The organism is Ruegeria sp. BK1 (assembly GCF_056535645.1).
This window is the reverse complement of the sequence record NZ_JBQFIS010000001.1, coordinates 2,332,487-2,359,251: the sequence shown is the minus strand read 5'-3', so window position 1 is coordinate 2,359,251 and position 26,765 is coordinate 2,332,487. Positions and strand designations below refer to the sequence as shown.

Genomic DNA, 26,765 nt, shown 5'->3' with positions numbered 1-26,765 from the left:
CAAGTATCCAAAGCAATATCTTGGCCAAACTGGCGCCGTCCTCTCGAATAGCGCCAGCTGTGGGGTGTTCATCTTGTTCCGATCATGTTTGCACCGAAGGATCCCGTCGCTTCATAACCTCCTACACCGTTGGTGATATCGAATGCACCTATCAGTCCACCGGGAACGAGGCTGCCGCTGTCCGGCAAACTGTTTGAATTGTGCACGAATTCACCCGAAACTGTTGCCGAATGAGATCCATTTGCGGTTCCTCCTATTCCTCCATACAACAGTCCCCCTGCGCCTGCGTTGAAGGCGGATGTTTCGCCAGAGTAAACCCTTTGGTCAAAGTCCATGTTGAATCGGCCCTGGTTGTTTTCAAAGTCAAAGGAGTCCGTGTAGGTTCCTACCACCAAGCGAGACGATCCATTGTCTACAACGGTTCCAACAGCATGCCCCTCATACACAGCCGTTACATTGGGTATGGTGACATTTGTCATGTCGATACGATCACCCGCAGTAAAGGCACCGGCATGAATGTGCCCGGTTTCGCCGCCAACAATTTGATCGCCCATGAAAAAGCCCCATTGGGTGTGTTCGGAGGACTTTGGTACGGGTATTGGATCACTACTATTGGTTTTCGTGAACTTACCCTCGAGCGCGTTGCTAATCGACGCACCGCCACTGTCGGCGCCCGAACCGACCTCGCCTGAAATCAATGCGAGGTTACCATTTTCGCCCTCGGACCAAGCGCCAAATTCCTTGCCGGACACATAGGCTGATTTGTCGGCGCCGAACGTAATCTTGCTGCCATCCGGCGAGTCCAGCACAATCCCGAAAGTTCTGCTTTCCGGATTTACTTCGGTGACATCCAGATTGGAAAACTTAAGCCCGAGGTTGTTGAAGGCGGCGATATCTCCTGCAAAGCTCAATATGCTTATATTCTGCTCGTCAGCGGCCTGTCTGTTCGCGCTTTGAAAATCGCTGAATCTTTGAACTGGAGTCGTACCAAATGGCACTGTGAAGCGCGAAAATTGGGCATTTCCGGCTGAGTTCAACCGCTCTAGCATGCCAGTTGCATAGCCTATCGTCCGACTGGTTAACTTGAAATTTCCATTATCGCCCAGTGGATTTGCGTCATCCGTATCTACGCCAACGCCTATGCGAAGCAGACCAAAACTCTGAGTGTCACCTCTGAGGTTCTCAGCTGTGCCTCCGTTAAGAGGGGTATTTCCGTTCACGTCATCGACGATGATACCCGCATTCTCCCAGACAAAAAATCCGGCGCGTCCACCGCTCTCAAAACCAGTTGGATCGGACGCAGGGCCTGCAATATCGCCTTCAAGTGCGATGTTGCCTCCGCCGACTGCCGAGCTTTTCAGCGGCCCATTGTAAACTGTAGAAGCTCCGCCAGCCTGAGACGTCCCGATCGTATACGCATCGATAATTCCGTCGACACTGCCGCGAGAGCCATCTTCCGTTGGCGCCGCGCCATATCTCAGCGTGCCGATGGTCGCTGAAAGCGATGAGACTTGCCGCCCACCAACAGTCTTCAGCCCAAAATCTGCATGCAACACCCGAACGGGCTTGGACCCGTCGCCGAGCACCGGGGCCTGCGGATAGGCGATGATAACACCGCTGTCCTGAAGCTCGCTTATCGCGTTCGCATTGTCTCCGCCAAGGTTCGTCCAGGTTGGACTTGGGAGCGTTGCTCGATCCAAAATCGTGCCACTAACGGCATTTCGTATAGCGTCAACGCTGCCGCCAAGAACGAAACGATCGGTGTTTGCGCCGTCGAGTACATTCGCCACTTCTCCCGACACGGGGAGACCATTCAAATCGCCTGTTGCGAGAACAATGCGGTACCCTGGATCTTCAAAGCGTGAAAGCACCAAAATACCTTCTTCAAAATCAAAATCAGCGAAGCCGGTAACCCATCCCGCATTGCCAGGTCTGTTGTTAAGCGCCTTCTCCAACTCTCTCCTAAGATCCTCTGGATCAGAAAAGTTCCCGCAATCTGGGTCCGCCAGGCATCGCGCCTCTAGGTCGGAAATATAAAACTGCATGGCGACCGCGGGTACAACTTCTGTCAACAGAAAATAGTCGCTGTTTGGGTCAAAAAACTCTTCGCCTCGACCGGAACCATCTCGAAACGAAGTGATCCCTTGGGCGAAGGCCCCGATACCTAAAGCAGGTGTCTCTTCGGAGCTCCCGCTGGATAATTCGCGTTTAATCGCCGCAAAATACCCATCAGGGACAAAGCTACTTAGTGGCTCATTCGTCGGTGAAATTATTCCAGGAAGATCTACGGGGTCACCAACACGAGAAAACCCTATTAACCTACCGTCAGGGTCGTCTTGAAAACGTTCTCGGATGCTCGTTGCATCAAAAAAGTACCACTTTTTTGTACCATCCCCGGTTACAATTCTTGGCAGAGTGGTCCCAACTCCGTCACTGACTAAGTCGTCAGTGATCAAGCCGAACACAACCCCGCCATCAACCCCGGAACCGAATGTTACATTGGCGTCCTTGGCGCGATACCCCCACATACCATATCCACCATTGCCCTGGGCATCGATAGCACCACTTGTGAACCAAGCGAGGGGCACAGGGTCATAATCACCATCGCGTACTTCTTGTGGAGTGACAATATATTCAAACTCGGAGGTTTCTTCATTGAAAAAACCATAAGGGTAAAGAAGTTGTCCAGGTGTCGGAAGTGCGCCATCTGATGACCAAGACCCCGAAAAAAGTCCATCTCCCTTAGTCAAAATACGATTTGTGCTCGGCCCTACTGCTAGTGGAGAAGGCGTGCCATCATTTGGAAGTACGCCGTCTCTAAAATTCGTTTGGGGATCGTAGTTTTGGATTCTTGTGTAAGTGTTTCCAAAACTTGACGACGTTTCTGACTCGCCGACTGAAACAAGATTCCCACCAAGGGAGGCGGCGGGTAAGTTCCCAATTGCTCCAGCGCCCGGTGTGCCAAATGAGACCTGAACCCGTTCGGGAGGCGGAGGTATTGGCGTGGGTCGGTTATCGAGATCCCGACGCGCCAGCAGGTCTCGGTTTTCGCCCGGCCCCGCGTTGTTCTCTTCTGTGCGCAGCGACGCAACCCGTGGGGTAGTGGCGGTCGGCGTCACTCGTCCAGACGTCACACGAGGCCGCAATCCTGTGGTCAAACCGGTACTTAGGCCTTTTAGGTCAGCAATGACCGCTGACGACTCCATCCGACGCGGCGATGTGGCACGTGAGCCTGACGAAAAGATCTGAAAGCCGGGACGATAAAGCCGCTGCGTGCGCCCGGCCGCTGCCACGACCAGTTCCTGGCCATGCAAAAGATGACTGCGCGTGCCCTCCTGTCCAACGGCAATAATGGCTGAGCCATCTGACAGCCCCATTTCTGAATGGGGCGTGCTGATAAGGATGGGGACCGTATCATTCTGCTTGCCGCCCGCGACGCGAAATAGCCCCTGTTCGATGTTAACAATGACCTTGCCGTCTGCGTCCCGCGATACGCGCCCCTTACTTCCGGGGGAGAAAATGACCGAAGTCCCATCGGGTAGAATGATCTCAGCCGTTTGACCACTGTTGGTCGACACGTTGCACGGCGTATAGCAGGAATTAACAATGTGCCTGACTTCACCTCGCTCTTGCGCGAAAATCGGAGTTGAAGTGCCCATTGAAACCAAAAGCGCCACCGCCGAGACGGAGCGCAGTACTTTTGACCCACACATTATATATCCCCCGTGAAATCAATTATTAAGTTGTTTAAGTCCTTTTGTTTTTTTGAACTTACAGTCGTTCATTGGCTAACGGCCGTTAGAATCCGTTAGCGCTATTAATTTTTTAAAATTCCCTAAAATTATAGGTTTTGAGGCGTCTCGAAATCAAGTCTTAAGTTTTCGAGCCCATTGAGCGCGATTTTTAAGGCGTGCACTTAGTCTTTGATCAAAAGCGGCGATTTACCGTTACGGCCACAAAATTATTGTCAAACTCTCTAAAGTCGTAAGTCGATACCGCGCCGTTCGTGCCGATTTCTCCTATAACTTCAAACCGGTTCTCTAAAGGCACACGAGCACTGAGAACGACCCTGTAGTTGTTCGTTTCTTCGATGCCGAGCGCTGCGCACACCTGAGGCAGGCAGCCATCGTAGTCGCGCCACGCGTACCGGCCATTAATTGAATAAACCCACGGTTTGTCACTTAGTTTAAACGGCGCCGGGCCTAAGATTGTATAACCCAACGATACTCCGAATAAATCATAAGCTTCTGAATCTATCTCAGCTGTTTTACGCGAATAAAACGCTCCGTATCTTAAGGAATGTGTCTCAGAAATAACGTATCTACCAGAATACCCTATGAACAACTGATCGCCATCGCGTAAATCATTTACACGGTCGGTCGAAGTGTTCTTGAAGTCTTGATCACGCCAGCTCACCAAAGCCTGGCCAAAGTGGCTTGCGGAGTAGGCAAATGAAAGGGTCGCTGTCGGACCGTACTCATTCAGGAAACTCTCGCCGTCGCGGTCAAATTTTAAGGCATCAAAAGTAAGGCGTAAGGTTGTGGGTAGTTCACGTGTTGGCTGCAGATTAAAAAGAACGCCTAAACCCGCGACGTATCTATCCAAGTTGATATCACTGGTTTCATTGTACCTACGACCAAAATACTCCGCTTGACCTACGAGCCTGTGGCCAGCTTGAAAACCGAGGTCATAAGAAAATTCGCCGCCAAGCCTGAAAAACGCGGATGCAGACTCCTCGCCTTCATCCTCAGGAACAACGCCAGACTCCGGTCCGGCGTTTGCGTTTGTGTCGTACGAGAGGCCGAACGACGCTATACCACTGAATGTAAGTCGCTCATTTCGGTCATTCGCAGTAGCCAGGAGTTCTTGTGCACGCTGCCGCACTTCAGGAGGGACGCTGGGCGAATTCAATGCATCAGTAATGAAGCTTTCCGCCAATCGATTTTGACCGACCCTCAAGTACAACACGCCGAGCTCTAACTTAATGTTTGCAAGTTCTGGAAAGAGGATCAAAACACGTTCCAGAGCAGCGATCGCATCGTCAAACCTACCTTCTTGTGAGGCAACTTGAGCAAAATTAAACGAAGCCTCGGGATCTGCCGGATTAGCGAGGACGCGAGACAATGATTGCTCAAAAGCTCTATTCTCTTGAGCCGTGGCCGGGAGCACGTTCAGCGACATAAAACTCACTGCAGTTAATGTCAAAACTGCAGTCGCACGACCGAAAAAACGAAAATTTGGCATAGAAAATTAGCCCCTTGACCCCACGAAAATTTTTTTCAAATGTTACTGGGTGCCTACGATTTGAAGCAACAACGTTGCCATTATGCGTTATTTTTTGGTGGTTTTGTTGTGTCTTTTTTGCAGTGTTTCCAGCGCTTCGGCGGACGCACAGTCCAACTCAGAAGATCCGGCATTGATAATTGCCAGAGCAAGAGAAGCTGCTGCAAAGGGAGACAACTCTACCGCATTGGGTATCTATGAGGACTTGCTCGCATCTGTCGCGAATTCCAATCTGGCAGGTGATGAATTTCTTGCGTTTTTGAATAATGAGATTTCCGTTCAAGCCCGCGCAGTGGGCCGCCTGGAGTATGCCCAGACTTCATCCGAGATCGCGATTTTTCACGGAATCCGCTCCAACTTAAGCGCATCTACATTGGCGGTCTATTTCGCCAATCAAGCGTTTGTATTCGCGGATCAAAGAAAATACCAAATGGCAAAATTCAGCTTTATAGAAAGTCTTGCATTACTAGAAGGCGCTGAAACTACTTTAATCAAAATGCACATCCTTACGGAATATGGTGTTGTGCTTCAATCATTAGGCGAAGCATCCGCCGCCAGAAATTCATGGAACGAAGCAGAAGTCTTGGCACGCACCAGAGTTTCTACAATTGAACAACTGCGTCGTATCTTACAGTTGAAAGCGGGTTTGAGCTTGCAAGAGTTCGAATTGTCAGAGGCCTCTGAAGAGCTTTCACAGTTGGCGGAATTAGGTGAAGGCGGTTTGAAAGAAAAGCTGCTGAACGCGCGCCTGCAGCTGGTTACCGGCGAGTTAAACGAAGCGGAAGTCGCTTTGCGCGAAATCGCTGACGCTGCAGTCGGCCAAGATGAAGAAACCAAATTGATTAGGGCGTCCGCCCTGTACAACTTATCAGAAGTCTACTTCGCGATTGGTGACTTCCAAAACGCTGAAGCGACAAACTTTTTGGCAGAAGACGCCTATGTCGCTGCTTTGGGTGCGGACCATTACGTCATTGCGCAGACCACGCACCGTCGCGCTGTACTACTTCAGGAGACCGGAGATCTCGAGAACAGCATAACCTTGTACAAAGCTGCGCAAAGACACATAAAAAATGTATTCGATAACAAGCATCCAATTTGGTTGTCCACAACTCTTCAGCTGTCCACCGCCCAATCCTTGGCCGGATCTTATGATGACGCGCTGGAAACCATTCGGCAAGTTGACCCAAGTTTGTTGGAGGGTCGAAGCAAGCTTCTAGCCGTATCTGCGCTCGGTCTGAATCTCTTCCGCGCAGGGCGCTTGGATCAAGCGAAGCCGCACTTGCAAGAGGCAGTTGAGGCATGGGCAGAAGGCCATTACGGCCTGGTTGATGCACCGCCAACGCTCAACGCGCTAGCACAAGTAGAGATCGTTCACGGAAACTACGAAAACGCTTTGGACTTGGCTTCGAGGTCTAAAAAAATACTAACTGAAACTGGCGCAGCCACCATCGCTCGCATCGCAGAAGCCCGCAGAATTACGGCCGAAGCGCTCATTTCTTTGCAACGTATTCCCGAAGCCCTCGAACTCGCGTCACAAAACAAAGCCGATGCCGAAAATCAAATGAGGGAGGCAGCGTTTGCGTCAAGCGTGACCTCTGAATTCGAACCCAGGCAATTGAGGCAACAACTCGGACAGTATTTTAGGTTGGTCTGGGAAACTTCTGGATCGTCGGCAGCCTCGACATTGTTTGAAGCAGCACAGTTGCTACATCTCAACGAAACTGGACGCGCGGCTATGCAGACCAAAAGAGCCTGGATGCACAGCCAAGACGGAGACCTTTTCAATCGAAACGAGTTGATCAAGGAAATCAGGTCTGCTGAGAGACGACTTCATGATGAATATCGCCGAGAGCATATCAACAACAGTATTGTTGCTGACCTAACCGGTTCAATTGCAAAAAGAAAAACTGATCTTGCGGAAATAGATGCCAAAATCAGGAGTTCGCGACCCGACCTCATGGCATTTCTCGCGCCGCAGACCGTACCGCTATCAAAACTCCAAGCAGCCCTGGATAAAGGTCAGGCTATTTGGATGCAGGCTGTTTTTGACAATGAAAGCTACGTATTTTGGATAACTCAGGAAACCGTAGACATGCGTCGCGTAAGAATTGGCGCGGACGAGCTAAACGACTTTGCTATTGAAATACGAAAAAGCCTGGACATTGCAAACAACAATCCGCTCCCAGATTTTGCGAGTAAACCCGCCCATCACCTGTTTAGGGAATACTTCGGGGCGTTTGCGGACTCTCTGACAGAAACAAAGCACCTCTATGCTATGCCGGACGGCGCCATGCAGACCGTGTCACTTGCTACATTGGTAATTGACCGTAAGGACGGGCGTCCGCTTCAGAACAAAAACAGTAACCGTGATCTAAATTTCTTGGGGCATACTGTCCCTATATCCTTGCTGCCAAACCTTGAACTGCTAATGGGCGCGAACATTCCCGCTGGCGAGCAGGCAGACAAGTTAATCGGTTTCGGAGATCCGGTTCTGAGTGGGGATGGTGAGTTTGGCGCGAGAGGTTACTACGATGCATTCGATACAACTCGGGGCTTCGCCAACCCTGCGGTGCTAAAGGAGATGTTTGAGCCACTAGAGGACAGTCGCTGGGAGCTTGAGCAAATGGAACGCATGCATGGTTCCGAAAGCACTGAATTATACTTAGGCGACAAAGCCTCCGAAGCCGTGCTGAAGAAAATGGAATTTGAAGACATCGACACTTTGGTGTTCGCTACCCATGCAGTCGTTGCAAGCGATTTTGATGGCTTGTTGGAACCGGCTTTGATACTGACCCCGCCAGACGCTCCAACAAGGCAAGATGACGGTCTGCTTTTAGCTAGCGAAATAGCACAGCTGAAAATTGGCGCGCGATTGGTGGTATTGTCAGCATGCAACACCGGAGCGTCTTCTGGACGAGCGGGGGCGCCAGGTTTCTCGGGGCTTGCAAGTGCGTTTTTTCAAGCCGGATCACAATCTGTCGTCGCGACCCAATGGACCATCCTTTCCGTGTCGTCTTTGCTTATTACTCCGCAACTGATTGGCGGCAACTCGCGCGGTTATTCAACAGCTGAGGCTTTGCAAATTGCCATGAAAGCTATTGCTGAACGCGAAGGTCCAGAACAGCTGGCACATCCGGCAGTTTGGGGCCCATTTGTTGCTATAGGCGTGAATTGAAGACCATATATGGATATGGGCAGCAAACTGTTTCTCAGGCTTTGCTTGAAACATACGCGAAGAATAATTTTGCCCGGAACATTTGGCGCTAGGTTCTGGACTTATTTTTTTGATTGCCGCCGTCCCGGCTGCATGACTCAAGCTCTTGGGTTTCAGGCGTGTATAATAAACAATATATTCTGGCCAACCAATAAGCGGACGGCGCGGCTTCAGCCTAACATTCCAAAGAGCTATAGCAAGGCGCAAACGCTTCAACAGTGCTGCCGATGCCCCAAATGAGGAAAAGAAGTTCCCGCAGCTGTAACGGGAAACGCCCCCCCAGTCTGGGCTTCGGCAAATCGGGCGCCTGTCAAAAACAGCTTTGTACGCCTTGTGTGAGCTCATCTACGCCCAAGCTTCGCAGCTGCGGTCAAATTCCGGTTTGACAGACCGCATCGCGAGAGGAGCCAAAATCGCAGCTTTCAGTAGCGAAGGAACGGCAAGCAAATACTAAAAGGACGACTATTGTCAGTTGGCATTGGAGGCATGCCGTTTGAACGCTTCCAGCTTAATTGGCCCCAAGTGCTCGGATTTAGTTTCCAAATTTTCCCGCATTAAATCCCGCATAGCTTCTAAGGCGAAAAATGATCAGTAACTTGTTAAACATCTGTTTTATATATAAATTATTGAACTTTATCGCTTTGTCTAGACTCCCTTCGTCTCCGCCATTTGTTTACATTGGGGCCAAAAATACCTTTGGTCAGCGATTTGGGGTTGCACCGGATTACCGGAGTCCGGTTACGCGTTGGTGCGCGGCACACAAAACATCTTACTGAGAAAAGAGTCATTTAATTCCGTCAAGTTGCCCGACCCAATCCACCACAGTTTGCGCCGTTTTGTTCCATTGAGCGTCAAACTGTATATAGTGGCAGGCCCCCTCGACGGGCATGAACTCGGCTGAGTCATAGCGGTTCGCCATCGCCTTGGCCGTGCTGGTCGCCACGGCCTTGTCTTCCGTGCCAGAAACGAACAAGAGCGGGCATGTCACATTGTGCGGGTCGATCAGGGTCGTTTGCGCGCTGTCATACATCCAGAACACGAATTCGAACAGCACCCGACCGGACTCGGTGCCTAACCGCTGGTGGATGTCGTGTTGCAGCGCCTCTGGCAGAGTGTTCAACCCGTAGGTTGCCAAAAGCTCGAAATCCTGACCCAAGGCTTGATCCCAGAAAGCTCCGGCAGAGATGAACAGTTTTCCAAGATCGCGCTCTCTGTCGGTGGTGGGCAGGACACTATTGACGATACTGCTGTTCAGCAGAACTCCGGCACGTATCAGACCTTGTGCCGCCAAAAGCTGAGCGACCACGCCTCCGAGCGAATGGCCAACGACAATCGGGGTTTGTCCGATCTCATTGATGGCGCGTCGTGCATCTTCGACATAGTCGGCAATGCTAAGCCCGATCAGCTTGGCGTCCCGATCCGGGCCCGGAGGCAGATCGTGGTGGCGATAGGTCAGGCTGTGACAGCTATAACCCGCTTGTTCGAAGACTTGGCGGACGGGCGCCATCGTCCAGGCAGCGGCATTTGTTCCGGTCAGCAAAAGGACGGGTGGCAGGGGTTCGTCGGTCATCGCGTGCTCGGATCCGCATGGGCTTGGGGCGTGATTTACGTATGCCCCAGAACTTTGCGCGCCACGCGGAAACATTCAAGGGCTTGGGGTACGCCACAGTAGATTCCGATCACATGGATGATGGCGCGGATCTCTTCGGGCGTAACGCCGTTGTTGATCGCGCCTTTGCAGTGAATCTCCCATTCATGCATCTTGCCCAGGGCGCCGATCATCGACAGGTTCATCATCGACCGTGTTTTGGCGTCGATGACATCATCGCCCCATCCAAAACCCCAGCACCAGGCTGTCATCGCTTCTTGGAACGGGCGGGTGAAGTCGTCAGCAGCCGCGAGGTTCTTTTCCACATATTCTACGCCAAGAGTGCTCTTGCGTTGTTCTAGTCCTTTTAGAAACAAGTTTTCGTTGAACAGGTCTGACATTTTCACCTCGGGAGTCGTGGACAATTGTTGTGTGTTGAGCCGAGAAAATTCGTCGAATTTTCTTCGCCCTCGGGTAGGTCAGTCATCAATGGCGTCGCGCATCCATTGTTGCAACCGTGCGATTGAATGTTCGGACATAACCCCACAGCCGGGGTCCAGCACCAACGGTCCGGGGCGATAGCCGCGGGATTTCAGGCCGCGGTGGACGGATTCGACTAGACGGATATCCTCTTCGACCGTTGTCTCGCGGTCTTGCACGGCCAGTTGGCGGATGACGGCGCTTTCCGATCCGCCCTCGGTATACCATCCGCGCCAGACGGTGCAGTGATCGGCGTCATTCGCGCGCCAGTGATAGGTGTTGAGTACGTTACCCGGATAGCACTGGAACGAGAACATCGGCCACAGGAACCACGACTGGTAGTCGCCCGCATGAGGCACGGACATGTCGATAGGGTAGGTCATCTTGTCGAGGCTCTGACACTCGGTAGTATGACGTAGGACATAGCCGCCGCTGGCATCGGGCTGGATGTCGTAGGTCTCGGGCTTGACGACGCCTTCGGCAAAAGTCGGGTGGTTGGTCGGGCAGTGATAGCATTCCGAGTAGTTCTCGATACTGACCTTCCAGTTGCAGTTTTCCGGAATCTCGACCCATTCCAGCGGTTCCAGAGCGTCGATATGCGGCACAAACGCGCGGATTTCCTCGCGCACGCCAGGGTACCAGTCGTCCATGGGTGCGGCGTCATCGTCGAGGTTGACGAAGATGAAACCGTTGAACACTTCGGTCCGAACCGAGGTCAAGCAGATCGCGCTGCGGTCGAAACCGGGAACCGATTTGATATTCGGGCCGGCGCGCAATTGGCCCGTCAGTTCATAGGTCCAAGAGTGATAGGGGCAGACGACCACGCGGGTATTACCCGCGCCACTGACCATCTCGTGCGCGCGGTGTTGGCACACATTGTAGAATGTGCGGATTTCCCCGTCGCGACCCCGAATGCAGAAGAGGTTTTGCCCCGCGATCTCGAACGCAAAGTAATCACCCGGTTCGCGCACCTGCGCCACGTGGCCCGCGAATTGCCAGGTTCGGGCCAGCAGCCCCTGCAGCTCCTGCGCGAAAATCGCGGGGTCGGTATAGTATCGCGCGTCCAGTGAATGGGTCAGGGGTGCGTTCATTCGGGCTCCTCCGCGTAGAGGCCAAGTTGGTGTCTGCGTTGATGAAACCGCTCAACCCTCTCGACGATTTCGTCGCTGGAGACGGCCACCACAAAGGACAGCAGCGTTTCCAGCAAGGCGATGGTCGAGACGGAGGAGGGGAAGAATTGCGGTGTATCAGCTGCCACGACAAAGCCGTGCTGCGCGTTCAGAATGACCGGGCTGGCCGGGCTGTCCGAGATTCCTACGACAGTCATTCCCTGTTGCCGAGCCAGTTTGATGGCGTCGATCACCTCGGTCCGGTAGGGATGGCATGTGATGGCAATCAGCACGTCCTGTTCATCAGCCCAGGCTAGATCGTCCACAGGGGTTGATCCGGGGCGGGGAATAGCGTGGAATTGCTTCATCCCCGTTGACGCTAGATAGGTGAAGTTCCGTGCGTTCGCGTTATTAACGCCCACGCCCAGCGTGAAAATCTGGCGACAGGTCCAGATATCCTCGGCCGCCGCCTTTAGGTTGGCGGCGTCAATTCCGGCAAAGGTCTCTTCGATATTGCGGATCGCGGCACCGATCATGTCTGCATAGAGCCCGCCCAGCTCACCCGACTTGCCGATATCCTGCAGCCAACGTGCACGGTCGGGGAACGAGACGCCGCCCCGGCGAATCGCATCACGGAAGGGCGCGCGGAAATCTTCGTATCCTTCGAACCCCACCTGCCGGGCCATGCGGACAAAAGTGTTGGGCTTTACTTTTGCCGCCTCGGCGATCTCGCGCACGGTCGAAACCCCAACATCCGTGGGGTTTTCCAACACATAGCGTGCGGCCTTTTGCGCCTCGGGCGTCAGGGCCTCCCATTCCTCCGTGAGGCGATCGAGAACGATTGATGATACATTTGTGTCATTCATGATTGACGATGGTACAAATGTGGAATTAGCCTGTCGAGCAGAAAAGCGACTCGGGAAGAGGAAATGTCATGTCCGAGAAGAAATTGCCCACCCACGCCCGCGTGGTCATTGTTGGAGGCGGCGTCATGGGGGTCGGTCTGGCCTATCATCTGGCGCATGAGGGGTGGGGCGATGACACCGTCCTGCTGGAAAAGGCCGAGCTGACCAGCGGCAGCACGTGGCACGCGGCGGGCCAGATCACGCATTCGACCTCAAGCTTTGGGCTGGGCAAATGCGTGGACTACAATATCGGTCTCTATTCCGGTCAGCTGGAGGCCGAAACGGGTCAACCGGTGACATGGCATGGCTGCGGCTCCTTCCGCCTGGCCTATACCGAGGATGAGATGGACTGGCTGCGCCATACCCTATCGGTGGGGCGGTCGCTGGGGTTCAACATCGAACTCGTGGGCCCCGAGAAGGTGGCCGAGTTGCACCCGTTCTACAATCTCGACGGTGTGTTGGGCGCGCTGCATACACCCGACGACGGCCATGTGGACCCGACCAATGTGACCATGGCGATGGCGACGGGCGCGCGCCAAAAAGGCGTCCGCATCTTCCGCAACTGCCGCGCTACCAACATCACGCAGGCCGAGAATGGCGGGTGGGTAGTTGAGACCGAGTTGGGCTCCATAACCTGCGAGCATGTGGTGAACGCAGGCGGCACTTACGCCCGTCAGATGGGTGAATGGTCGGGGCTGCAACTGCCGATGACCTCGATGACGCACCATTACTTCGTGACCGAGCCTGTGCCCGAGTTCCAGAATCTGGACAAGGAACTGCCGGTGATCCGCGACGACCGTAAGGTCTCTGGTTATATCCGGATGGAGCAACAGCGCGGGCTGATCGGGATTTACGAGAAAGAGAACCCAAACTCGGTCTGGCATGATCATTGCCCGTGGGAATACGAGAACTGGCTGTTCGACGCGGATTACGACCGGGTGATGCCGTGGCTTGAGGAAAGCCTGAACCGTATGCCGATCTTTGCCGAACTGGGCATTCAGCGTGACGTGCACGGCGCGATCTCGCACCCGCCGGACGGCAACCCGCTGATCGGGCCTGCGCCGGGTGTGCAGAACTACTGGTGCTGCTGCGGTACGCAGATCGGCATTGGTTGGGGGCCGGGTCTGACGCGTGAGTTGGCGCGCTGGATGGTGCATGGGGCCGCCGAAATCTCTATGCGCGAGTTCGATCCGCGCCGGTTCGGCAGCTATGCCACGAAGGACTGGCAGGTGATTAAGGCCGAGGAAGATTACTGCCTGCGCCACGAAATCCCCTTTCCGCATTTCAACCGTCTCGAAGGGCGTCCGATCAAGCCATCGCCCCTGTATGAATTGCTGAAATCCAAGGGCGCGGTGCATGAGGAAGTCTATGGGTTCGAGCGCCCCCGCTGGTTCGCCCGCGATGGGGTTGAACAGCGCGACCATTATTCCTTCCGCCGCACGCCCGCCGACGACATGGTCGCGGCCGAGGTCAAAGCGGTGCGCGAACGCGTCGGCATCATGGATGTCACCGCCTTTACTAAGGTCGAGGTTTCGGGGCCGGATGCCTACGCCCTGCTGGATCGGCTGACGGCCAACCGGATGCCGCAAAAAGTGGGCTCGATCACGCTGACCCATATGCTGAACCGCCGGGGCCGGATCGAGTTGGAGACCACGATTGTCCGCATGGCTGAAGATCGCTTCTATCTGGTATGCGCCGCGTTCTTCGAACAGCGCTTGCTGGATCACCTGACGCAACAGCGGGCGGATGAGGATGTTCAGATTACCGCCCTCTCGTCCGATTGGTCAGCCTTGTCGCTGAACGGTCCCCGATCGCGGGACGTACTGGCGCGCTGCACCGATGCCGATTTGACCAATGTCGGGTTCCGCTGGTTGTCCGCGCAGGAAATCACAATCGCAGGCCACAAGGTCTGGGCGTTCCGCATGTCCTATGCCGGGGAACTGGGCTGGGAGTTGCACATGCCCAACGCCGCTTGCCTCGAAGTTTACAACGCACTTTGGGGTGCGGGTGAGCCGCATGGCATCGCCGACTACGGCAGCTTTGCCATGAACGTGATGCGGATGGAGAAAGGCTTCAAAGGCGCGGGTGAACTAACCAATGAAGTCACATTGGCCGAGGCGGACGTGCTGCGCTTTGCGCGCACCGACAAGGAGTATCTGGGCAAGGACATGACCCTGAACACCGACCTTCCGTGGATTTGCGCCTATCTGGAAATCGAACCGGATGGTGAGATCGACGGCCATGGCGGTGAGGCAGTGATGCTGAATGGTCGCGTGGTCGGCTCGACCGCTTCAGTGGTCTATGGGCATACCGTCGGCAAGATCCTCGCCTTTGCCTACATCAAGCCCGAGGCCGCCACGCCCGGCACCGCATTGCAGGTCGTGATCCACGGTCAATCCCGTGCGGCCCGCGTATTGGGTGAGTCAGCCTATGATCCGCAAAGCCTGCTGCCACGAACCGACGCCGTACTGGAGGCCGCACAATGACTCTGCCTGATACAATGAAAGCCATGGTCACGATGGGCCATGGCGGTCTCGAGCAGATGGTGCTTCACCCAGACTGGCCTCGCCCCGAACCTGCGGCTCATGAAGTATTGATCAAGGTCGCCGCCTGCGGTCTGAACAACACGGACGTCAACACGCGGTCGGGTTGGTATTCCAAGACAGTCACCGACGCGACAACCGGTGGCGCGTTTGATGAGGTGGGTGAGGAAGACCCCACCTGGGGCGGCAACCCGATCACCTTCCCGCGCATCCAGGGGGCGGATATCTGTGGCTATATCGTAGCCGTGGGTGCAGGTGTCGACCCCGCCCGTATCGGCCAGCGCGTAATCACCGATGGCTGGTTACGGGACCCGGATGATCCCGGCAACAAGGACAAAACCGGCTACTACGGCTCGGAACGGGACGGAGGGTTTGCCGAATATGCCACCACTCTGGCCGTGAATGCAGTGCCGATTACCTCTGATTTGTCGGATGCGGAACTGGCGACGTTTTCTTGCTCCTACTCAACCGCCGAAGGGATGCTGACCCGCGCTAACGTCAACGACAAAGACACGGTTCTGGTGCCCGGAGCCTCGGGCGGTGTCGGCGGCGCCTTGGTGCAACTGGCCAAACGGCGTGGCGCGCGCGTTGTCGCAATGGCGTCCGAGGCGAAACATGCCGACGTCGCTGAGCTTGGTCCTGACATGATCCTGCCGCGCGCACCAGAAAACCTGCGTGCCGCGCTGGGTGGTGAAAAAATCACGGTAGTCGCCGACGTAGTAGGCGGCCCCTATTGGCCGACCCTGATCGACATCCTCGAGCGCGGCGGACGCTATACTTGCTCCGGAGCCATCGCGGGCCCGATGGTTGAGTTCGACTTGCGCACCTTCTATCTGCGCGACCTGACCTTTACCGGCTCGACCGTGATTGACCCGCAGGTCATGCAGAACCTCGTGAAATATATCGAGGCGGGTGAGATCAAACCGGCTCTTGCCGCGACTTATCCTCTGGAGGAGCTGCGCGAGGCGCAAGCAGCTTTCATCGCCAAGCAGCACACGGGCAATATCGTGGTGATCCCATGACTTTGATTGATGTGCTGAACGCCGCGCGACAGCTGCACCAAACGCATCCTGATCTGGCTGCGTTCGGTGATTGGCCAGATGATCTGTGCGCTGTTGACGTGTCGCCAAACGCGATCCCGGCGGTTCCTCTCGTGCAGGCGATCCAGTCCGATGCCGGGCCGACCCAAGCCCTTACGAAGGCGATCTGCGCAACCGCGCATCTCGCCAATTGGAAGCTGACTTACACCGAAGACGAAGTCGGTGCCGACTTCCTGAACCGTTTTGGCTATTATGAACTGTTCGGTCCCACGGGCCATTTCCACTCGACAAAGCTGCGGGGTTACGTGGCTTTTTGGGGTGAGGGATTAGCCTATGATTGGCACAGCCATCAGGCCGAAGAACTGTACCTCATCGCCGCCGGCCGTGCGAGGTTTCACGTCGCTGGCAATGACGCCGAACTAACACCCAACCAAACTCGTCTGCACACCAGTCGGCAAAGCCACGCCATGACAACCACCGACAGCCCCATCCTGACCTACGTGCTGTGGCGCGGCGAAGGGCTGGACGCCTTGCCCCGAATGGACGCCGCATGATAATCACCCGCATCCGCATCTATCAGACCGGGCTGCCCTATGTCGGCGGGGCCTATGTCTGGGGTGCGGGCAACGCGATTGAGACGGCCATCGCCTCGATTGTGGTGATCGACACCGATGCTGGGTTGCAGGGTTGCGGTGAGTTCACACCTTGCGGCGAAAACTACATGGTCGCGCATTCCCAAGGCGTGCCCGCGCTGGCGCGTTTGGTGGCCCCATCTCTGCTGGGTGAGGACCCCCGGCAGGTTGGACGGATCGAGCAGCTGATGGACCATCTGGTGCAGGGACACGGCTATGCCAAGGCGCCGTTCGATGCGGCTTGCTGGGATATTCTGGGGCAAGCCTGCGTGCAGCCCATCTGGATGTTGCTGGGTGGCAAGCTGACGGACGGTGCCCCGATGTATCGGGTGGCACCTCAGAAGGCAGTGGATGAGACCGTGGCCGAGATGAACACCTATCGTGATCAGGGCTACCGTCAGTTCCAGATCAAGGTGGGCGCAGATTGGGCCACGGATATCGACCGCATCAGGGCCACGGTCCCTTTGCTGCAACCGGGTGAGATCGCCATGGCCGACGCCAATCAGGGCTGGCGCGTGGATAACGCGATCCAGGTGGCTCGGGCGACGCGCGACCTGGACTTTATCCTCGAACAACCCTGCAGAACGTACGAGGAATGCCAGCAGGTCCGCCGCGTGGCCGAACAGCCGATGAAGCTGGATGAATGCCTGACAGGAATGCACATGGCGCAGCGGATCGTCGCGGATCAGGGGGCCGAGATCTGCTGCCTGAAGCTTTCCAATCTCGGCGGGCTCAGCAAGGCTCGGCGGGTGCGCGATTTTCTGATTGAAAACCGTATTCCAGTGGTGGCCGAGGATACATGGGGCGGTGAAATCACCACTGCCACCGTCGCCCATTTTGCCGCCTCCACGCCCGAGGAATACCTGCAAAACACCACAGACCTGATGAACTACAACACCCGCTCGACCGGATGCGGCGGGGCTGTGTCGCGAAACGGCAAACTCTACGCGCCAGATGCGCCAGGTTTGGGTGTCACCCCGGATTTCAAAAGCCTCGGCGCGCCCGTGGCGGAGTACACTCTATGAAGATCAAAACCATCACCGTCTACCAAATCGACCTGCCGCTTGAGCATCCCTATTGGTTGTCTGGCGGGCGTTTGAAATTCGAAACGCTGGACGCAACGCTGGTGAAGATTGAAACCGATACTGGCTTGATCGGCTGGGGCGAGGGCACGCCCTGGGGCCATACCTACGTCCCCGCCCACGGCCCAGGCATCCGTGCCGGGATTGAAACCATGGCCCCCTTTATTATGGGCCTCGATCCACGTCGCGTGTTGGATGTGGAACGCGCCATGGATACGGCGCTCCCCGGCCATCTCTATGCCAAAAGCCCTATCGACATGGCCTGTTGGGATATTGCCGGGCAGGCTGCGGGCCTGCCAATTGCCGACCTGATGGGCGGCGGGTCCCGTACCCCGCGCCCGATTGCCTCGTCCGTCGGTGCCAAAACCGCTGAAGAAACGCGCGAGGTGATGACCCGCTACCGCGACCGTGGTTACATCGCCCATTCGGTCAAAATCGGCGGAGACGTCGAACGCGACATAGCCCGCATTCAAGATGTTGAAAGCTTCCGCCGCACCGGCGAAATTGTCCTTTATGACGTGAACCGGGGCTGGACTCGCCAACAGGCGCTGCGCGTGATGAAGGCCTGCGAGCCTTTGCAGGTGATCTTCGAACAGCCTTGCGAATCCCTCGATGACATCGCTGCGATCGCACCCCGCCACGCGTCGCCGGTGTCGGTGGACGAAAGCCTCGTCACTCTGCAAGACGCCGCCCGCATCGCCCGCGACGGGCTGGCCGAGGTCTTTGGCATCAAGCTCAACCGCGTCGGCGGCCTGACCAAGGCAGCCCGAATGCGCGATATCGCCCTGGCCCACGGGATCGACATGTTCGTCATGGCCACCGGAGGCACCGTTCTTGCCGATACCGAGGCCCTGCATTTGGCCGCCACCATCCCAGATCAGAACTGCCATGCCGTCTGGGCCTGCCAGGATATGATCACCGTCGACATCGCCAACGGTCGCGGTCCCCGCAACAATAACGGACATCTCCACCTGCCCGAAACCCCGGGCCTTGGCGTCCACCCCGACGAAGATACCCTCGGTCTCCCAATCGCAACCTACGAGGCCCCGCGATGATCCGCCCCTTCATCTGGCTAGAAATATCTCGGGGTGTGAATTGGCCGAAGGCCAAGAGAGGGGCTGGCCCCTCAGACTGCACGACATCAACACCCCAAGGACGGCCTGAATGAAAATCACCGCCATCACCCTCTGGTCCATCGACCTCACCAGCCACGAAACCTACCACATGGCCGAGGGCAAAACCTGCGCCACCGTCAAAACCCATGTGCTTTGCCTTGAAACCGATACTGGCCTTAAAGGATGGGGCGAGGTCTGCCCGATTCCCCACTATCTGCCCGCCTATGCCGATGGCGTCCCAGCGGCGATCACCGAAATGGCCCCGGAAATCCTCGGAATGTCGCCCTTCGGGGCCGATGCCCCGATGCGCAAGCTCGACGGATTTCTACAGGGCCACAGCTACGCAAAATCCGCCGTCGATCTTGCCATATGGGACCTATTCGGCCAGGCCACAGGCCAGCCGGTCTATGCGCTGCTGGGCGGGCGCACGCGCAAGGACATGCCGCTCTATCACTCGATTACCTGCATAGACCCCGATGAGATGGCCCGCATCGCGCAGACCGCCTATCAGACCGGTATTCGCCAGTTTCAGGTCAAGCTGGGGGTTGAAGCCGACTGGCAGGCCGATGCCGAACGCCTGACCAAAGTGCGCGAGGCTGTGGGGCCAGGGCCTATCGTTTACGGAGACTGGAACTGCGGCGCATCGCGCTTGCAGGCCACACGCACGGGCCGCGCCGTGGCGCATCTGGATGTGATGTTGGAGCAGCCTTGCAAAACGCTGGAGGATTGCGCCGCCGTCCGGCAAGCCACTGGCCTGCCGATGAAGATCGACGAAAACGCGCATGATTTGGCCTCGCTGCTCCGCGCGCATGAACTGGGCTGCATGGATGCGGTGGCGTTGAAACTGTCCAAGTTCGGCGGTCTGTCAGCAATGCGCCGCGCACGCGATCTGACCGTGCATCTGGGGGCCGTGATCTGCGCCGAATGCACTTGGGGGTCCGATATCGTCACCGCCGCCGCGTTGCATTTCGCGGCTTCGACCCCGCATGGCTCGCTGATGAACACCTGCGATCTGTCCTCATACGTGGGCCCGCGCCTCTGCCCGGATGCCCCCAGTCGCAAAGACGGTCGCATCGCCTCGCCCGAAGGCCCCGGATTGGGCGTGACGCCTGACCTGGAAATCCTTGGTTCCCCGATATTGGAGGTCGCCTGAGATGCTCAAGATCAACACCCAATCCGAATGGATCGCCCGCGCCAACGCTGTTCTGCCCGCAGGGGGTTTTGGCAATTTCGACCCGGGTATCATCATCGCCCGTGGCGAAGGCAGCCGTGTCTGGGATGAGGATGGCAATGAATATGTCGACTATCTGATCGGATCCGGCCCCATGCTGTTGGGCCATGGCCACCCCGAGGTGATGGAGGCGGTGCTGGAACAATTGCCCAAGGGCATGACTTTTTTCGCCAACAACGCCAAAGGCATCGAACTGGCCGAGGCGATCATCGACGCCGTGCCGTGTTGCGAACAGGTGCGCTTTGTCGCTTCGGGCGGTGAGGCGGATATGTACGCCATCCGTTTGGCCCGTGCCTATACCGGGCGCGACAAGATCCTGAAATTCGAGGGCGGCTATCACGGCATGAGCGCCGAGGCGCAAATGAGTCTCGCCCCCAGCCGACAGGTCAACTTCCCGCAAGCGGTGCCCGACAGCGCGGGTATTCCGGCTGGCGTGGCCGAGCAGATGCTGATCGCGCCCTTCAACGATTTGGACGCTGTCGCGGCGTTGCTGAGCGAACATGACGACATCGCCGCTATCATGGTTGAGCCACTGCAACGGATCATCCCGCCTCTGCCGGGCTATCTGCAAGGGCTGCGCGACCTGTGTGACAAACACAAAGTCCTGCTGATCTTCGATGAGATCGTCACCGGTTTTCGTCTAGCCTACGGCGGCGCGCAGGAGAAATATGGCGTCACCCCTGATATCTGCACCATGGGGAAGATCATCGGCGGCGGCTTCCCCCTGGCCGCGTTGGGTGCAAGCGCGGAGATCATGAAGCATTTCGACAAAGATCAGGTGGGCGAGGGTGGCTGGCTGATGCAGTTGGGCACGCTGTCGGGCAACCCGGTGGCCTCGGTTGCAGGGTTGAAAACGATGGAGGTACTGCGGCGCGACGGCGTCTATGACCGACTGCGCGCGACCGGTGCTGTCCTGCAGCAAATGCAGACAGATGCCCTGACCGACGCGGGGATTCCACATCAGATCTGCGGGGATGAAACCCTGTTCGACATCTATTTCACCGATAGCCCCTGCCGTGATTATCGCAGTGCCCGTCACGATGACCCCCAGCGCAACGCGCTCTACAATAACAGTTTAAGGGCGAGTGGTGTCTTCAAGTCACCGGGTAAGCTTTACCCGTCTTTGGCCGTGACAGATGCCGATCTTGAGCTGACACGCGATGCGGTGCGAAAGGCGGTCGAGGTGATCCTTCGCGCGGGTTAATGGAACGGAAACGGGCCGCTGTCATCGCTGACAACGGCCCTAACTGATCGGATATCAGGGTTGCGTCTCGCCCCCTCGAATACCACTTAAAATGGACAGACTTACAAAAAACTTCGACTTATTCGAGACCAACCCGACCTCTCAATCGGTGTGATCCCAATATGCGCGGATTTCTGCGCGCTGGCAGTGAACTAGATCACATACCGCTATTTTTCCTCAATTTTTCCAGTCGAAGAAACCAGGGCCAGCCCTTTGAAGCAGCGTACTTGCCATGGCGCGGCCCATTTCGGCCCCGTCCTCCACCGCGCCGGAGATCTCCTCGGCAATTGCCTCGGATCCATCGGGGCGCAGCACCTCGCCGCGCAGGCGCAATTGGCCGCCTTGAAGTTCGGCCAGACCCGCGATGGGCGTTTCGCAGGACCCGTCCAACGCCGCGAGTAGCGCGCGCTCGGCCGCCAGACGTTGTCCGGTTTCGGCGTCGTGGATCGCCTCAAACATACACGCTGCGCGGGAATCGTCGCTGCGACGCTCGATACCGATCGTGCCTTGGGCGATGGCGGGCAGCATGTCCTCGGGCGCGATGGCGGTGGCGGGGACGTCCTCCATGTTCAGGCGGCGGATGCCGGCCATGGCCAAAAAGGTGCAATCAGCCACGCCGTCCGCCAGTTTTTTCAGTCGCGTTTGCACATTGCCGCGAAACTCGACCACGTTCAGGTCGGGGCGGCGGTTCAGCAACTGGGCCCGGCGGCGCAGGGACGAGGTGCCGACGGTCGCACCCTGCGGCAGGTCGTGAATTGAATTCAAACTTGGCGAGATGAACGCGTCGCGCACATCCTCGCGCGGAAGGAACGTGTCCAGCACCAGACCTGCGGGCTGTTCCACCGGCATGTCCTTGGTGGAATGCACTGCGATGTCGATATCGCCGCGCAGCATTGCCTCTTCGATTTCCTTGGTGAACAGCCCCTTGTTGCCGATCTCTTTCAACGGGCGGTCCGCGTCGATCATGGCGCGGTTGTCGCCGGTGGTCTTGATCACCACGATCTCGAACGCCTCCTCGGGCAGATCAAATGCGGTGCCCAGCCTTTGGCGGGTCTCATGGGCTTGCGCCAGCGCCAGCGGCGATCCGCGTGTTCCGATCTTGAGCGGTGAGTCGGGGGAGGGCAGGGTCAGTGTCATGGCGCAAGCTTTAATCGCGTCACATTGCCCTGACAATGGGGGCAGAGCTTGACAAATTGCCACTGAGGGCCGACCCGTGGCGCAAACCGGATGATTGGGGGCAAAGATGGCCGAGACAAAGAAGATACTGCGCGCATTGGCAGGTGAAGTGCAGGATGTGCCGCCGATCTGGATGATGCGTCAGGCCGGGCGGTACCTGCCCGAATACCGCGCGACGCGGGCGCAGGCGGGGGATTTCCTGTCGCTGTGCTATAACCCCGAACTGGCGGCCGAGGTCACGTTGCAGCCGATCCGCCGCTATGGGTTCGATGCGGCGATTCTGTTTGCCGATATTCTTCTAGTGCCACAGGCGCTGGGCGCGGATTTGTGGTTTGTCACCGGTGAGGGGCCGCGCTTGTCGACCATCACCCAGCAGGCCGAGTTTGATGCGCTGAAACCCGTGGATGCGATTCATGAGACTTTGTCGCCGGTCTATGAAACCGTGCGTATCCTGTCGCGGGAATTGCCGTCCGAGACGACTTTGATCGGTTTTGCAGGCGCGCCCTGGACGGTGGCCACCTATATGATCGCCGGGCGCGGCACGCCGGACCAAGGCCCGGCCCATGCGCTGCGCGAGGGGAATGTGGCATTGTTCGAGGCGGTGCTCGAGCGGATCACGCTGGCGACGATCGAGTATCTGTCGGCCCAGATCGAGGCCGGGGCCGAGGTGGTTAAGATATTTGACAGTTGGGCCGGGTCACTGAAGGGCGAGGCATTCCAGAAATATGCGGTTGAGCCCTGCCGAGTGATCACACAGGCCATCAAGGAGCGCCATCCCGGTATTCCGGTCATCGGTTTCCCGCGCGAGGCCGGAGAGGGCTATGTTGGGTTTGCCAAGGCCACCGGCGTGGATTGTGTGGCGCTGGACAACTCGGTCGCGCCAGATTGGGCGGCGGCCAATGTGCAAGTGGATCGCTGCGTGCAGGGCAATCTGGCCTCGTCTCATATGGTGACAGGTGGGCAGGCTTTGGTGGATGAGACGCGAAAGATCGTAGAGGCGTTTTCCAAGGGACCGCATATTTTCAACCTTGGGCATGGGATCACGCCGGATGCGGATCCCGAGAATGTTCAGTTGATGATTGATACGGTGCGCGCGCGGTAAGTTGGGAGGAAGGGGGCCAGCCCCCTTCTTGGCCTTTGGCCAATTCATCCCCCGGGATATTTTTAGCCAGATGAAGGGGCGGATTCGGGCTGTGTTTCGATCTCGGCGCGGATTTCGTCATTGTGTTCGCCGCGTTTGGGGCTGGGTCTAAGGCGCCAGTCATGGGTTGAAAACCGTGGTGCGGCCATGGCTTGCAGCGTGCCGTCTTGCGCCGTCCATGTTTGGCGGCTTTGGTTCATTGGATGGTCGAGCGCTTGTTCGGGACTGAGGACCGGGGCGACGCAGGCATCGGAGCCATGGAACAGGTGTGCCCAGTGATCGCGTGGGTGTTGGGCGAAAATGTCGGTCAGGCGATTGGTGAGCATTGGCCAGAGTTCCCTGTTGTATTGCTGTTGGAAATCCGGGTCGTCAGACAGGTTCAGTTTGCGCAAGAATTCGGCGTAGAACTTGGGTTCCAGGCATTGGACGGTGGCGAATCCTGCGTCCGAGCACGCGTATGTGCGGCTCCAATGTGGGCCGTCCAGCAGGCTTTGCCCCCGCGTGTCATGCAGGTTGCCGGTCTGCCGCAAGCTCATGAGCAGGTTCATCATATGGGCCGAGCCGTCGTAGATGGCGGCGTCAACGACCGTGCCTTGCCCGGTTTTCTGCGCATTCAACAGCCCGGCCAGAAGACCCGCTACCAGATACATGGCGCCGCCGCCGATATCGCCCACAAGGGTGGCTGGTGTTTGCGGTGCGTCGCCGGGGGAGGATGCATACCAGAGCGCGCCGGACAGGGCGATGTAGTTCAGGTCATGTCCGGCCGTCTGCGCTAGAGGGCTGTTCTGGCCCCAGCCGGTCATGCGACCATAGACCAGCGTCGGGTTCGCCTCATGGCACGGGGCGGGGCCGAGGCCCAGCTTCTCCATCACACCGGGGCGGAAGCCTTCGATCAGGGCATCGGCCGTGGCAATCAGGCGTTTGGCGGTGCTCAGGTCGTTGGGGTCCTTTAAGTCCAGCGCAATGGATCGCTTGCCTCGATCCAAAAGCGATTGTTCGGGCATACCTGGCGTTACTGCGCCGCCTTTGCGGTGGATGGTGATGACGTCGGCGCCCAGATCGGCCAGAAGCATTGCGGCGAAAGGGGCGGGGCCGAGTCCTTCGATTTCGATGATGCGTGTTCCGGTCAGCATGGTGTTTTCCCTTTCAGGGCAGGGTTTCCGGGGCTGGGCAGAATTGCAAGGCGGATTTTGAGCGGGCAGGGTTGTACCTCGCTTGTGAAATGGCTCTGTTCTGTTCCGGCGCAGCGCGATACTGTCCCTGCCAGAACGGGGAATATGTATGACACCAATTCTGTCGATCCGGGATTTGCGGAAATCCTATGCCGGAGGTTTTGAGGCGCTGAAAGGCGTGTCACTGGATATCGAGCAGGGCGAGATTCTGGCGCTGTTGGGCCCCAACGGGGCCGGTAAGACGACGCTGATCTCCACCGTCTGTGGAATCACCACTCCAACCTCGGGCAGTGTGACGGTTGGCGGTCACGACATTCAAACGGATTTCCGCGCCGCGCGTCGGATGATTGGCCTTGTGCCGCAAGAGATCGCGCTGGAGCCGTTTGAAAAGGTTTGGAACACCGTGCGGTTTTCGCGCGGGCTGTTTGGCTATGGCACCGACAATGCCCGGATTGAGGAAATTCTGCGCAAGCTGTCGCTGTGGGACAAACGTAAAAGCGCCATCAAGGAATTATCGGGCGGTATGAAACGCCGGGTGCTGATCGCCAAGGCGCTGGCCCACGAGCCGCGCGTGCTGTTTCTGGACGAACCCACCGCAGGCGTCGATGTCGAGCTGCGCAAAGACATGTGGGAGATCGTGGCCGAGTTGAAGCAAGCGGGTGTGACAATCATCCTGACTACCCATTACATTGAAGAGGCTGAGGCCATTGCCGACCGTGTCGGTGTAATTGACAAGGGCGAGCTTCTGCTGGTGCAGGACAAGGCAACCTTGATGGCTCAGATGGGCAAGAAACAGATCGAGGTGATGCTGACCGCACCCATTGAGGCCATCCCAGATTGTCTGGCCGCGCATAACCTGACGCTGAATGGCAATGGGGACTCGCTGGTCTATACCTATGATACCAATGCCGACCGTACCGGGATCACTACCTTGTTGAACGACGTGGCCGAGGCGGGGTTGGTGTTACGTGACGTGCAGACCCGGCAATCGAGCCTGGAAGAGATTTTCGTCAATCTTGTGTCAGGAGATCCTGCATGAACTGGACCGCCATCGCCGCCATCTACCGGTTCGAAATGGCCCGGTTTTTCCGCACTCTGGCGCAGAGTTTTCTGTCACCGGTCCTGTCGACCTCGTTGTATTTCGTGGTTTTCGGCACCGCCATCGGCAGTCGTATTCAAGAGGTCGAGGGCGTGTCCTACGGGGCGTTCATCGTGCCGGGGCTGATCATGCTGTCAGTGGTGATGCTTTGTATATCGAACGCGTCATTCGGCATCTACTTCCCCAAATTCCTTGGCACGATTTATGAGCTGCTCTCGGCCCCGGTGAATTTCATCGAGATCGTGATCGGATATGTGGGAGCGGCTGCAACTAAGGCGTTGTTCGTGGGTGTGGTGATTTTGATCACCGCGACGTTCTTTGTGGACTTACGGATCGAACACCCGCTGGCCATGGTGGCCTTTTTGGTGCTGACCTGCCTTAGTTTCTCGCTCTTGGGTTTCATCATCGGCATCTGGGCCAGTAACTTCGAGCAGATGTCGCTGGTGCCGCAACTGGTGGTCACGCCGCTGATCTTTCTGGGAGGGACGTTCTATTCGATCTCGATGCTGCCGCCGGTGTGGCAAACGATCACGTTGTTCAATCCGGTGGTCTATCTGATCTCGGGGTTCAGGTGGTCGTTCTACGGTTTGGCTGACGTTCCGATCGTGTTCAGTCTGCTGGCCATTCTTGCCTTCACAGGTATTTGCCTTGGCATCATTTGGTGGATTTTCAAAACCGGTTGGCGCATCCGGAGCTAGCCAATGATCGACGT

19 protein-coding genes are annotated in these 26,765 nt (G+C 56.9%); 11 read left to right on the top strand and 8 right to left on the bottom strand.

Annotated elements, in window-relative coordinates:
- Positions 1–68: 68 nt before the first annotated feature.
- A complete protein-coding gene (locus tag ACR3E7_RS11840) occupies positions 69–3,713 on the bottom strand; it encodes a FecR family protein (protein ID WP_480504415.1) in 3,645 nt (1,214 codons plus the stop codon).
- 214 nt (positions 3,714–3,927) lie between these two features.
- Positions 3,928–5,244, bottom strand: coding sequence for a tetratricopeptide repeat protein (locus ACR3E7_RS11835; RefSeq protein WP_480504416.1), 1,317 nt, complete (start codon positions 5,242–5,244; stop codon positions 3,928–3,930).
- A gap of 82 nt (positions 5,245–5,326) precedes the next feature.
- On the opposite strand from ACR3E7_RS11835, the gene ACR3E7_RS11830 reads away from it, so the two are divergent.
- Positions 5,327–8,458 (top strand): CHAT domain-containing protein, encoded by a 3,132-nt coding sequence (locus ACR3E7_RS11830; protein ID WP_480504417.1) that lies wholly within the window; start codon positions 5,327–5,329, stop codon positions 8,456–8,458.
- A gap of 823 nt (positions 8,459–9,281) precedes the next feature.
- Here the strand turns inward: ACR3E7_RS11830 and ACR3E7_RS11825 are convergent.
- The 4 genes from ACR3E7_RS11825 to ACR3E7_RS11810 all read right to left on the bottom strand — a co-directional run bounded on the left by ACR3E7_RS11825 (position 9,282) and on the right by ACR3E7_RS11810 (position 12,540).
- Positions 9,282–10,067 carry an alpha/beta hydrolase gene (locus ACR3E7_RS11825; RefSeq protein ID WP_480504418.1) on the bottom strand — a complete coding sequence of 262 codons (786 nt, stop codon included), beginning with the start codon at positions 10,065–10,067 and terminating at the stop codon, positions 9,282–9,284.
- A gap of 35 nt (positions 10,068–10,102) precedes the next feature.
- Entirely contained in the window at positions 10,103–10,486 is a 384-nt protein-coding gene (locus ACR3E7_RS11820) for a carboxymuconolactone decarboxylase family protein (RefSeq protein WP_480504419.1), read from the bottom strand.
- Between the two features lie 78 nt (positions 10,487–10,564).
- Positions 10,565–11,656 (bottom strand): aromatic ring-hydroxylating oxygenase subunit alpha, encoded by a 1,092-nt coding sequence (locus ACR3E7_RS11815; protein WP_170789625.1) that lies wholly within the window; start codon positions 11,654–11,656, stop codon positions 10,565–10,567.
- Complete coding sequence (locus ACR3E7_RS11810; RefSeq protein ID WP_170772749.1) at positions 11,653–12,540, bottom strand: MurR/RpiR family transcriptional regulator; 888 nt, start codon at positions 12,538–12,540, stop codon at positions 11,653–11,655. Before ACR3E7_RS11810 ends, ACR3E7_RS11815 begins: the two co-directional genes overlap by 4 nt.
- Positions 12,541–12,608: 68 nt before the next feature.
- Between ACR3E7_RS11810 and ACR3E7_RS11805 the strand changes: the two genes are divergently transcribed.
- From ACR3E7_RS11805 to ACR3E7_RS11775, 7 genes are all read left to right on the top strand, one after another.
- Positions 12,609–15,065 carry an FAD-dependent oxidoreductase gene (locus tag ACR3E7_RS11805; RefSeq protein WP_480504420.1) on the top strand — a complete coding sequence of 819 codons (2,457 nt, stop codon included), beginning with the start codon at positions 12,609–12,611 and terminating at the stop codon, positions 15,063–15,065.
- Positions 15,062–16,144 (top strand): alcohol dehydrogenase family protein, encoded by a 1,083-nt coding sequence (locus ACR3E7_RS11800; RefSeq protein WP_480504421.1) that lies wholly within the window; start codon positions 15,062–15,064, stop codon positions 16,142–16,144. The genes ACR3E7_RS11805 and ACR3E7_RS11800 overlap by 4 nt, the downstream gene beginning before the upstream one ends.
- Positions 16,141–16,716, top strand: coding sequence for a dimethylsulfonioproprionate lyase family protein (locus tag ACR3E7_RS11795; RefSeq protein ID WP_480504422.1), 576 nt, complete (start codon positions 16,141–16,143; stop codon positions 16,714–16,716). Before ACR3E7_RS11800 ends, ACR3E7_RS11795 begins: the two co-directional genes overlap by 4 nt.
- Entirely contained in the window at positions 16,713–17,819 is a 1,107-nt protein-coding gene (locus tag ACR3E7_RS11790) for a mandelate racemase/muconate lactonizing enzyme family protein (RefSeq protein WP_480504423.1), read from the top strand. The genes ACR3E7_RS11795 and ACR3E7_RS11790 overlap by 4 nt, the downstream gene beginning before the upstream one ends.
- On the top strand, positions 17,816–18,931 hold the full coding sequence (locus tag ACR3E7_RS11785) for a mandelate racemase/muconate lactonizing enzyme family protein (RefSeq protein WP_480504424.1): 1,116 nt from the start codon (positions 17,816–17,818) through the stop codon (positions 18,929–18,931). The genes ACR3E7_RS11790 and ACR3E7_RS11785 overlap by 4 nt, the downstream gene beginning before the upstream one ends.
- A gap of 109 nt (positions 18,932–19,040) precedes the next feature.
- Positions 19,041–20,144 carry a mandelate racemase/muconate lactonizing enzyme family protein gene (locus tag ACR3E7_RS11780; protein WP_480504425.1) on the top strand — a complete coding sequence of 368 codons (1,104 nt, stop codon included), beginning with the start codon at positions 19,041–19,043 and terminating at the stop codon, positions 20,142–20,144.
- 1 nt (position 20,145) lies between these two features.
- Positions 20,146–21,426: an aspartate aminotransferase family protein gene (locus tag ACR3E7_RS11775; RefSeq protein ID WP_480504426.1), complete on the top strand. Its 1,281-nt coding sequence runs from the start codon at positions 20,146–20,148 to the stop codon at positions 21,424–21,426.
- A 216-nt stretch (positions 21,427–21,642) separates the two neighbouring features.
- On the opposite strand, the gene hemC is transcribed toward ACR3E7_RS11775, so the two are convergent.
- Positions 21,643–22,602 carry a hydroxymethylbilane synthase gene (gene hemC / locus ACR3E7_RS11770; RefSeq protein ID WP_480504427.1) on the bottom strand — a complete coding sequence of 320 codons (960 nt, stop codon included), beginning with the start codon at positions 22,600–22,602 and terminating at the stop codon, positions 21,643–21,645.
- Between the two features lie 106 nt (positions 22,603–22,708).
- On the opposite strand from hemC, the gene hemE reads away from it, so the two are divergent.
- On the top strand, positions 22,709–23,743 hold the full coding sequence (hemE, locus tag ACR3E7_RS11765) for a uroporphyrinogen decarboxylase (RefSeq protein ID WP_480504428.1): 1,035 nt from the start codon (positions 22,709–22,711) through the stop codon (positions 23,741–23,743).
- 62 nt (positions 23,744–23,805) lie between these two features.
- Here hemE and ACR3E7_RS11760 read toward each other — a convergent pair whose 3' ends face one another.
- Positions 23,806–24,915: a CaiB/BaiF CoA transferase family protein gene (locus ACR3E7_RS11760; protein ID WP_480504429.1), complete on the bottom strand. Its 1,110-nt coding sequence runs from the start codon at positions 24,913–24,915 to the stop codon at positions 23,806–23,808.
- A 148-nt stretch (positions 24,916–25,063) separates the two neighbouring features.
- Between ACR3E7_RS11760 and ACR3E7_RS11755 the strand changes: the two genes are divergently transcribed.
- Positions 25,064–25,993, top strand: a complete 930-nt coding sequence (locus tag ACR3E7_RS11755; RefSeq protein WP_480504430.1) for an ABC transporter ATP-binding protein — start codon at positions 25,064–25,066, stop codon at positions 25,991–25,993.
- A complete protein-coding gene (locus tag ACR3E7_RS11750; RefSeq protein WP_170772727.1) occupies positions 25,990–26,751 on the top strand; it encodes an ABC transporter permease in 762 nt (253 codons plus the stop codon). The genes ACR3E7_RS11755 and ACR3E7_RS11750 overlap by 4 nt, the downstream gene beginning before the upstream one ends.
- Positions 26,752–26,765 lie beyond the last annotated feature (14 nt).

What these genes read in the sequence shown, in the direction of transcription:
- ACR3E7_RS11840 (WP_480504415.1), bottom strand. Translation starts at nt 3,713, where the DNA reads ATGTGTGGGTCAAAAGTACTGCGCTCCGTCTCGGCGGTGGCGCTTTTG.
- ACR3E7_RS11835 (WP_480504416.1), bottom strand. Translation starts at nt 5,244, where the DNA reads ATGCCAAATTTTCGTTTTTTCGGTCGTGCGACTGCAGTTTTGACATTA.
- ACR3E7_RS11830 (WP_480504417.1), top strand. Translation starts at nt 5,327, where the DNA reads ATGCGTTATTTTTTGGTGGTTTTGTTGTGTCTTTTTTGCAGTGTTTCC.
- ACR3E7_RS11825 (WP_480504418.1), bottom strand. Translation starts at nt 10,067, where the DNA reads ATGACCGACGAACCCCTGCCACCCGTCCTTTTGCTGACCGGAACAAAT.
- ACR3E7_RS11820 (WP_480504419.1), bottom strand. Translation starts at nt 10,486, where the DNA reads ATGTCAGACCTGTTCAACGAAAACTTGTTTCTAAAAGGACTAGAACAA.
- ACR3E7_RS11815 (WP_170789625.1), bottom strand. Translation starts at nt 11,656, where the DNA reads ATGAACGCACCCCTGACCCATTCACTGGACGCGCGATACTATACCGAC.
- ACR3E7_RS11810 (WP_170772749.1), bottom strand. Translation starts at nt 12,540, where the DNA reads ATGAATGACACAAATGTATCATCAATCGTTCTCGATCGCCTCACGGAG.
- ACR3E7_RS11805 (WP_480504420.1), top strand. Translation starts at nt 12,609, where the DNA reads ATGTCCGAGAAGAAATTGCCCACCCACGCCCGCGTGGTCATTGTTGGA.
- ACR3E7_RS11800 (WP_480504421.1), top strand. Translation starts at nt 15,062, where the DNA reads ATGACTCTGCCTGATACAATGAAAGCCATGGTCACGATGGGCCATGGC.
- ACR3E7_RS11795 (WP_480504422.1), top strand. Translation starts at nt 16,141, where the DNA reads ATGACTTTGATTGATGTGCTGAACGCCGCGCGACAGCTGCACCAAACG.
- ACR3E7_RS11790 (WP_480504423.1), top strand. Translation starts at nt 16,713, where the DNA reads ATGATAATCACCCGCATCCGCATCTATCAGACCGGGCTGCCCTATGTC.
- ACR3E7_RS11785 (WP_480504424.1), top strand. Translation starts at nt 17,816, where the DNA reads ATGAAGATCAAAACCATCACCGTCTACCAAATCGACCTGCCGCTTGAG.
- ACR3E7_RS11780 (WP_480504425.1), top strand. Translation starts at nt 19,041, where the DNA reads ATGAAAATCACCGCCATCACCCTCTGGTCCATCGACCTCACCAGCCAC.
- ACR3E7_RS11775 (WP_480504426.1), top strand. Translation starts at nt 20,146, where the DNA reads ATGCTCAAGATCAACACCCAATCCGAATGGATCGCCCGCGCCAACGCT.
- hemC (WP_480504427.1), bottom strand. Translation starts at nt 22,602, where the DNA reads ATGACACTGACCCTGCCCTCCCCCGACTCACCGCTCAAGATCGGAACA.
- hemE (WP_480504428.1), top strand. Translation starts at nt 22,709, where the DNA reads ATGGCCGAGACAAAGAAGATACTGCGCGCATTGGCAGGTGAAGTGCAG.
- ACR3E7_RS11760 (WP_480504429.1), bottom strand. Translation starts at nt 24,915, where the DNA reads ATGCTGACCGGAACACGCATCATCGAAATCGAAGGACTCGGCCCCGCC.
- ACR3E7_RS11755 (WP_480504430.1), top strand. Translation starts at nt 25,064, where the DNA reads ATGACACCAATTCTGTCGATCCGGGATTTGCGGAAATCCTATGCCGGA.
- ACR3E7_RS11750 (WP_170772727.1), top strand. Translation starts at nt 25,990, where the DNA reads ATGAACTGGACCGCCATCGCCGCCATCTACCGGTTCGAAATGGCCCGG.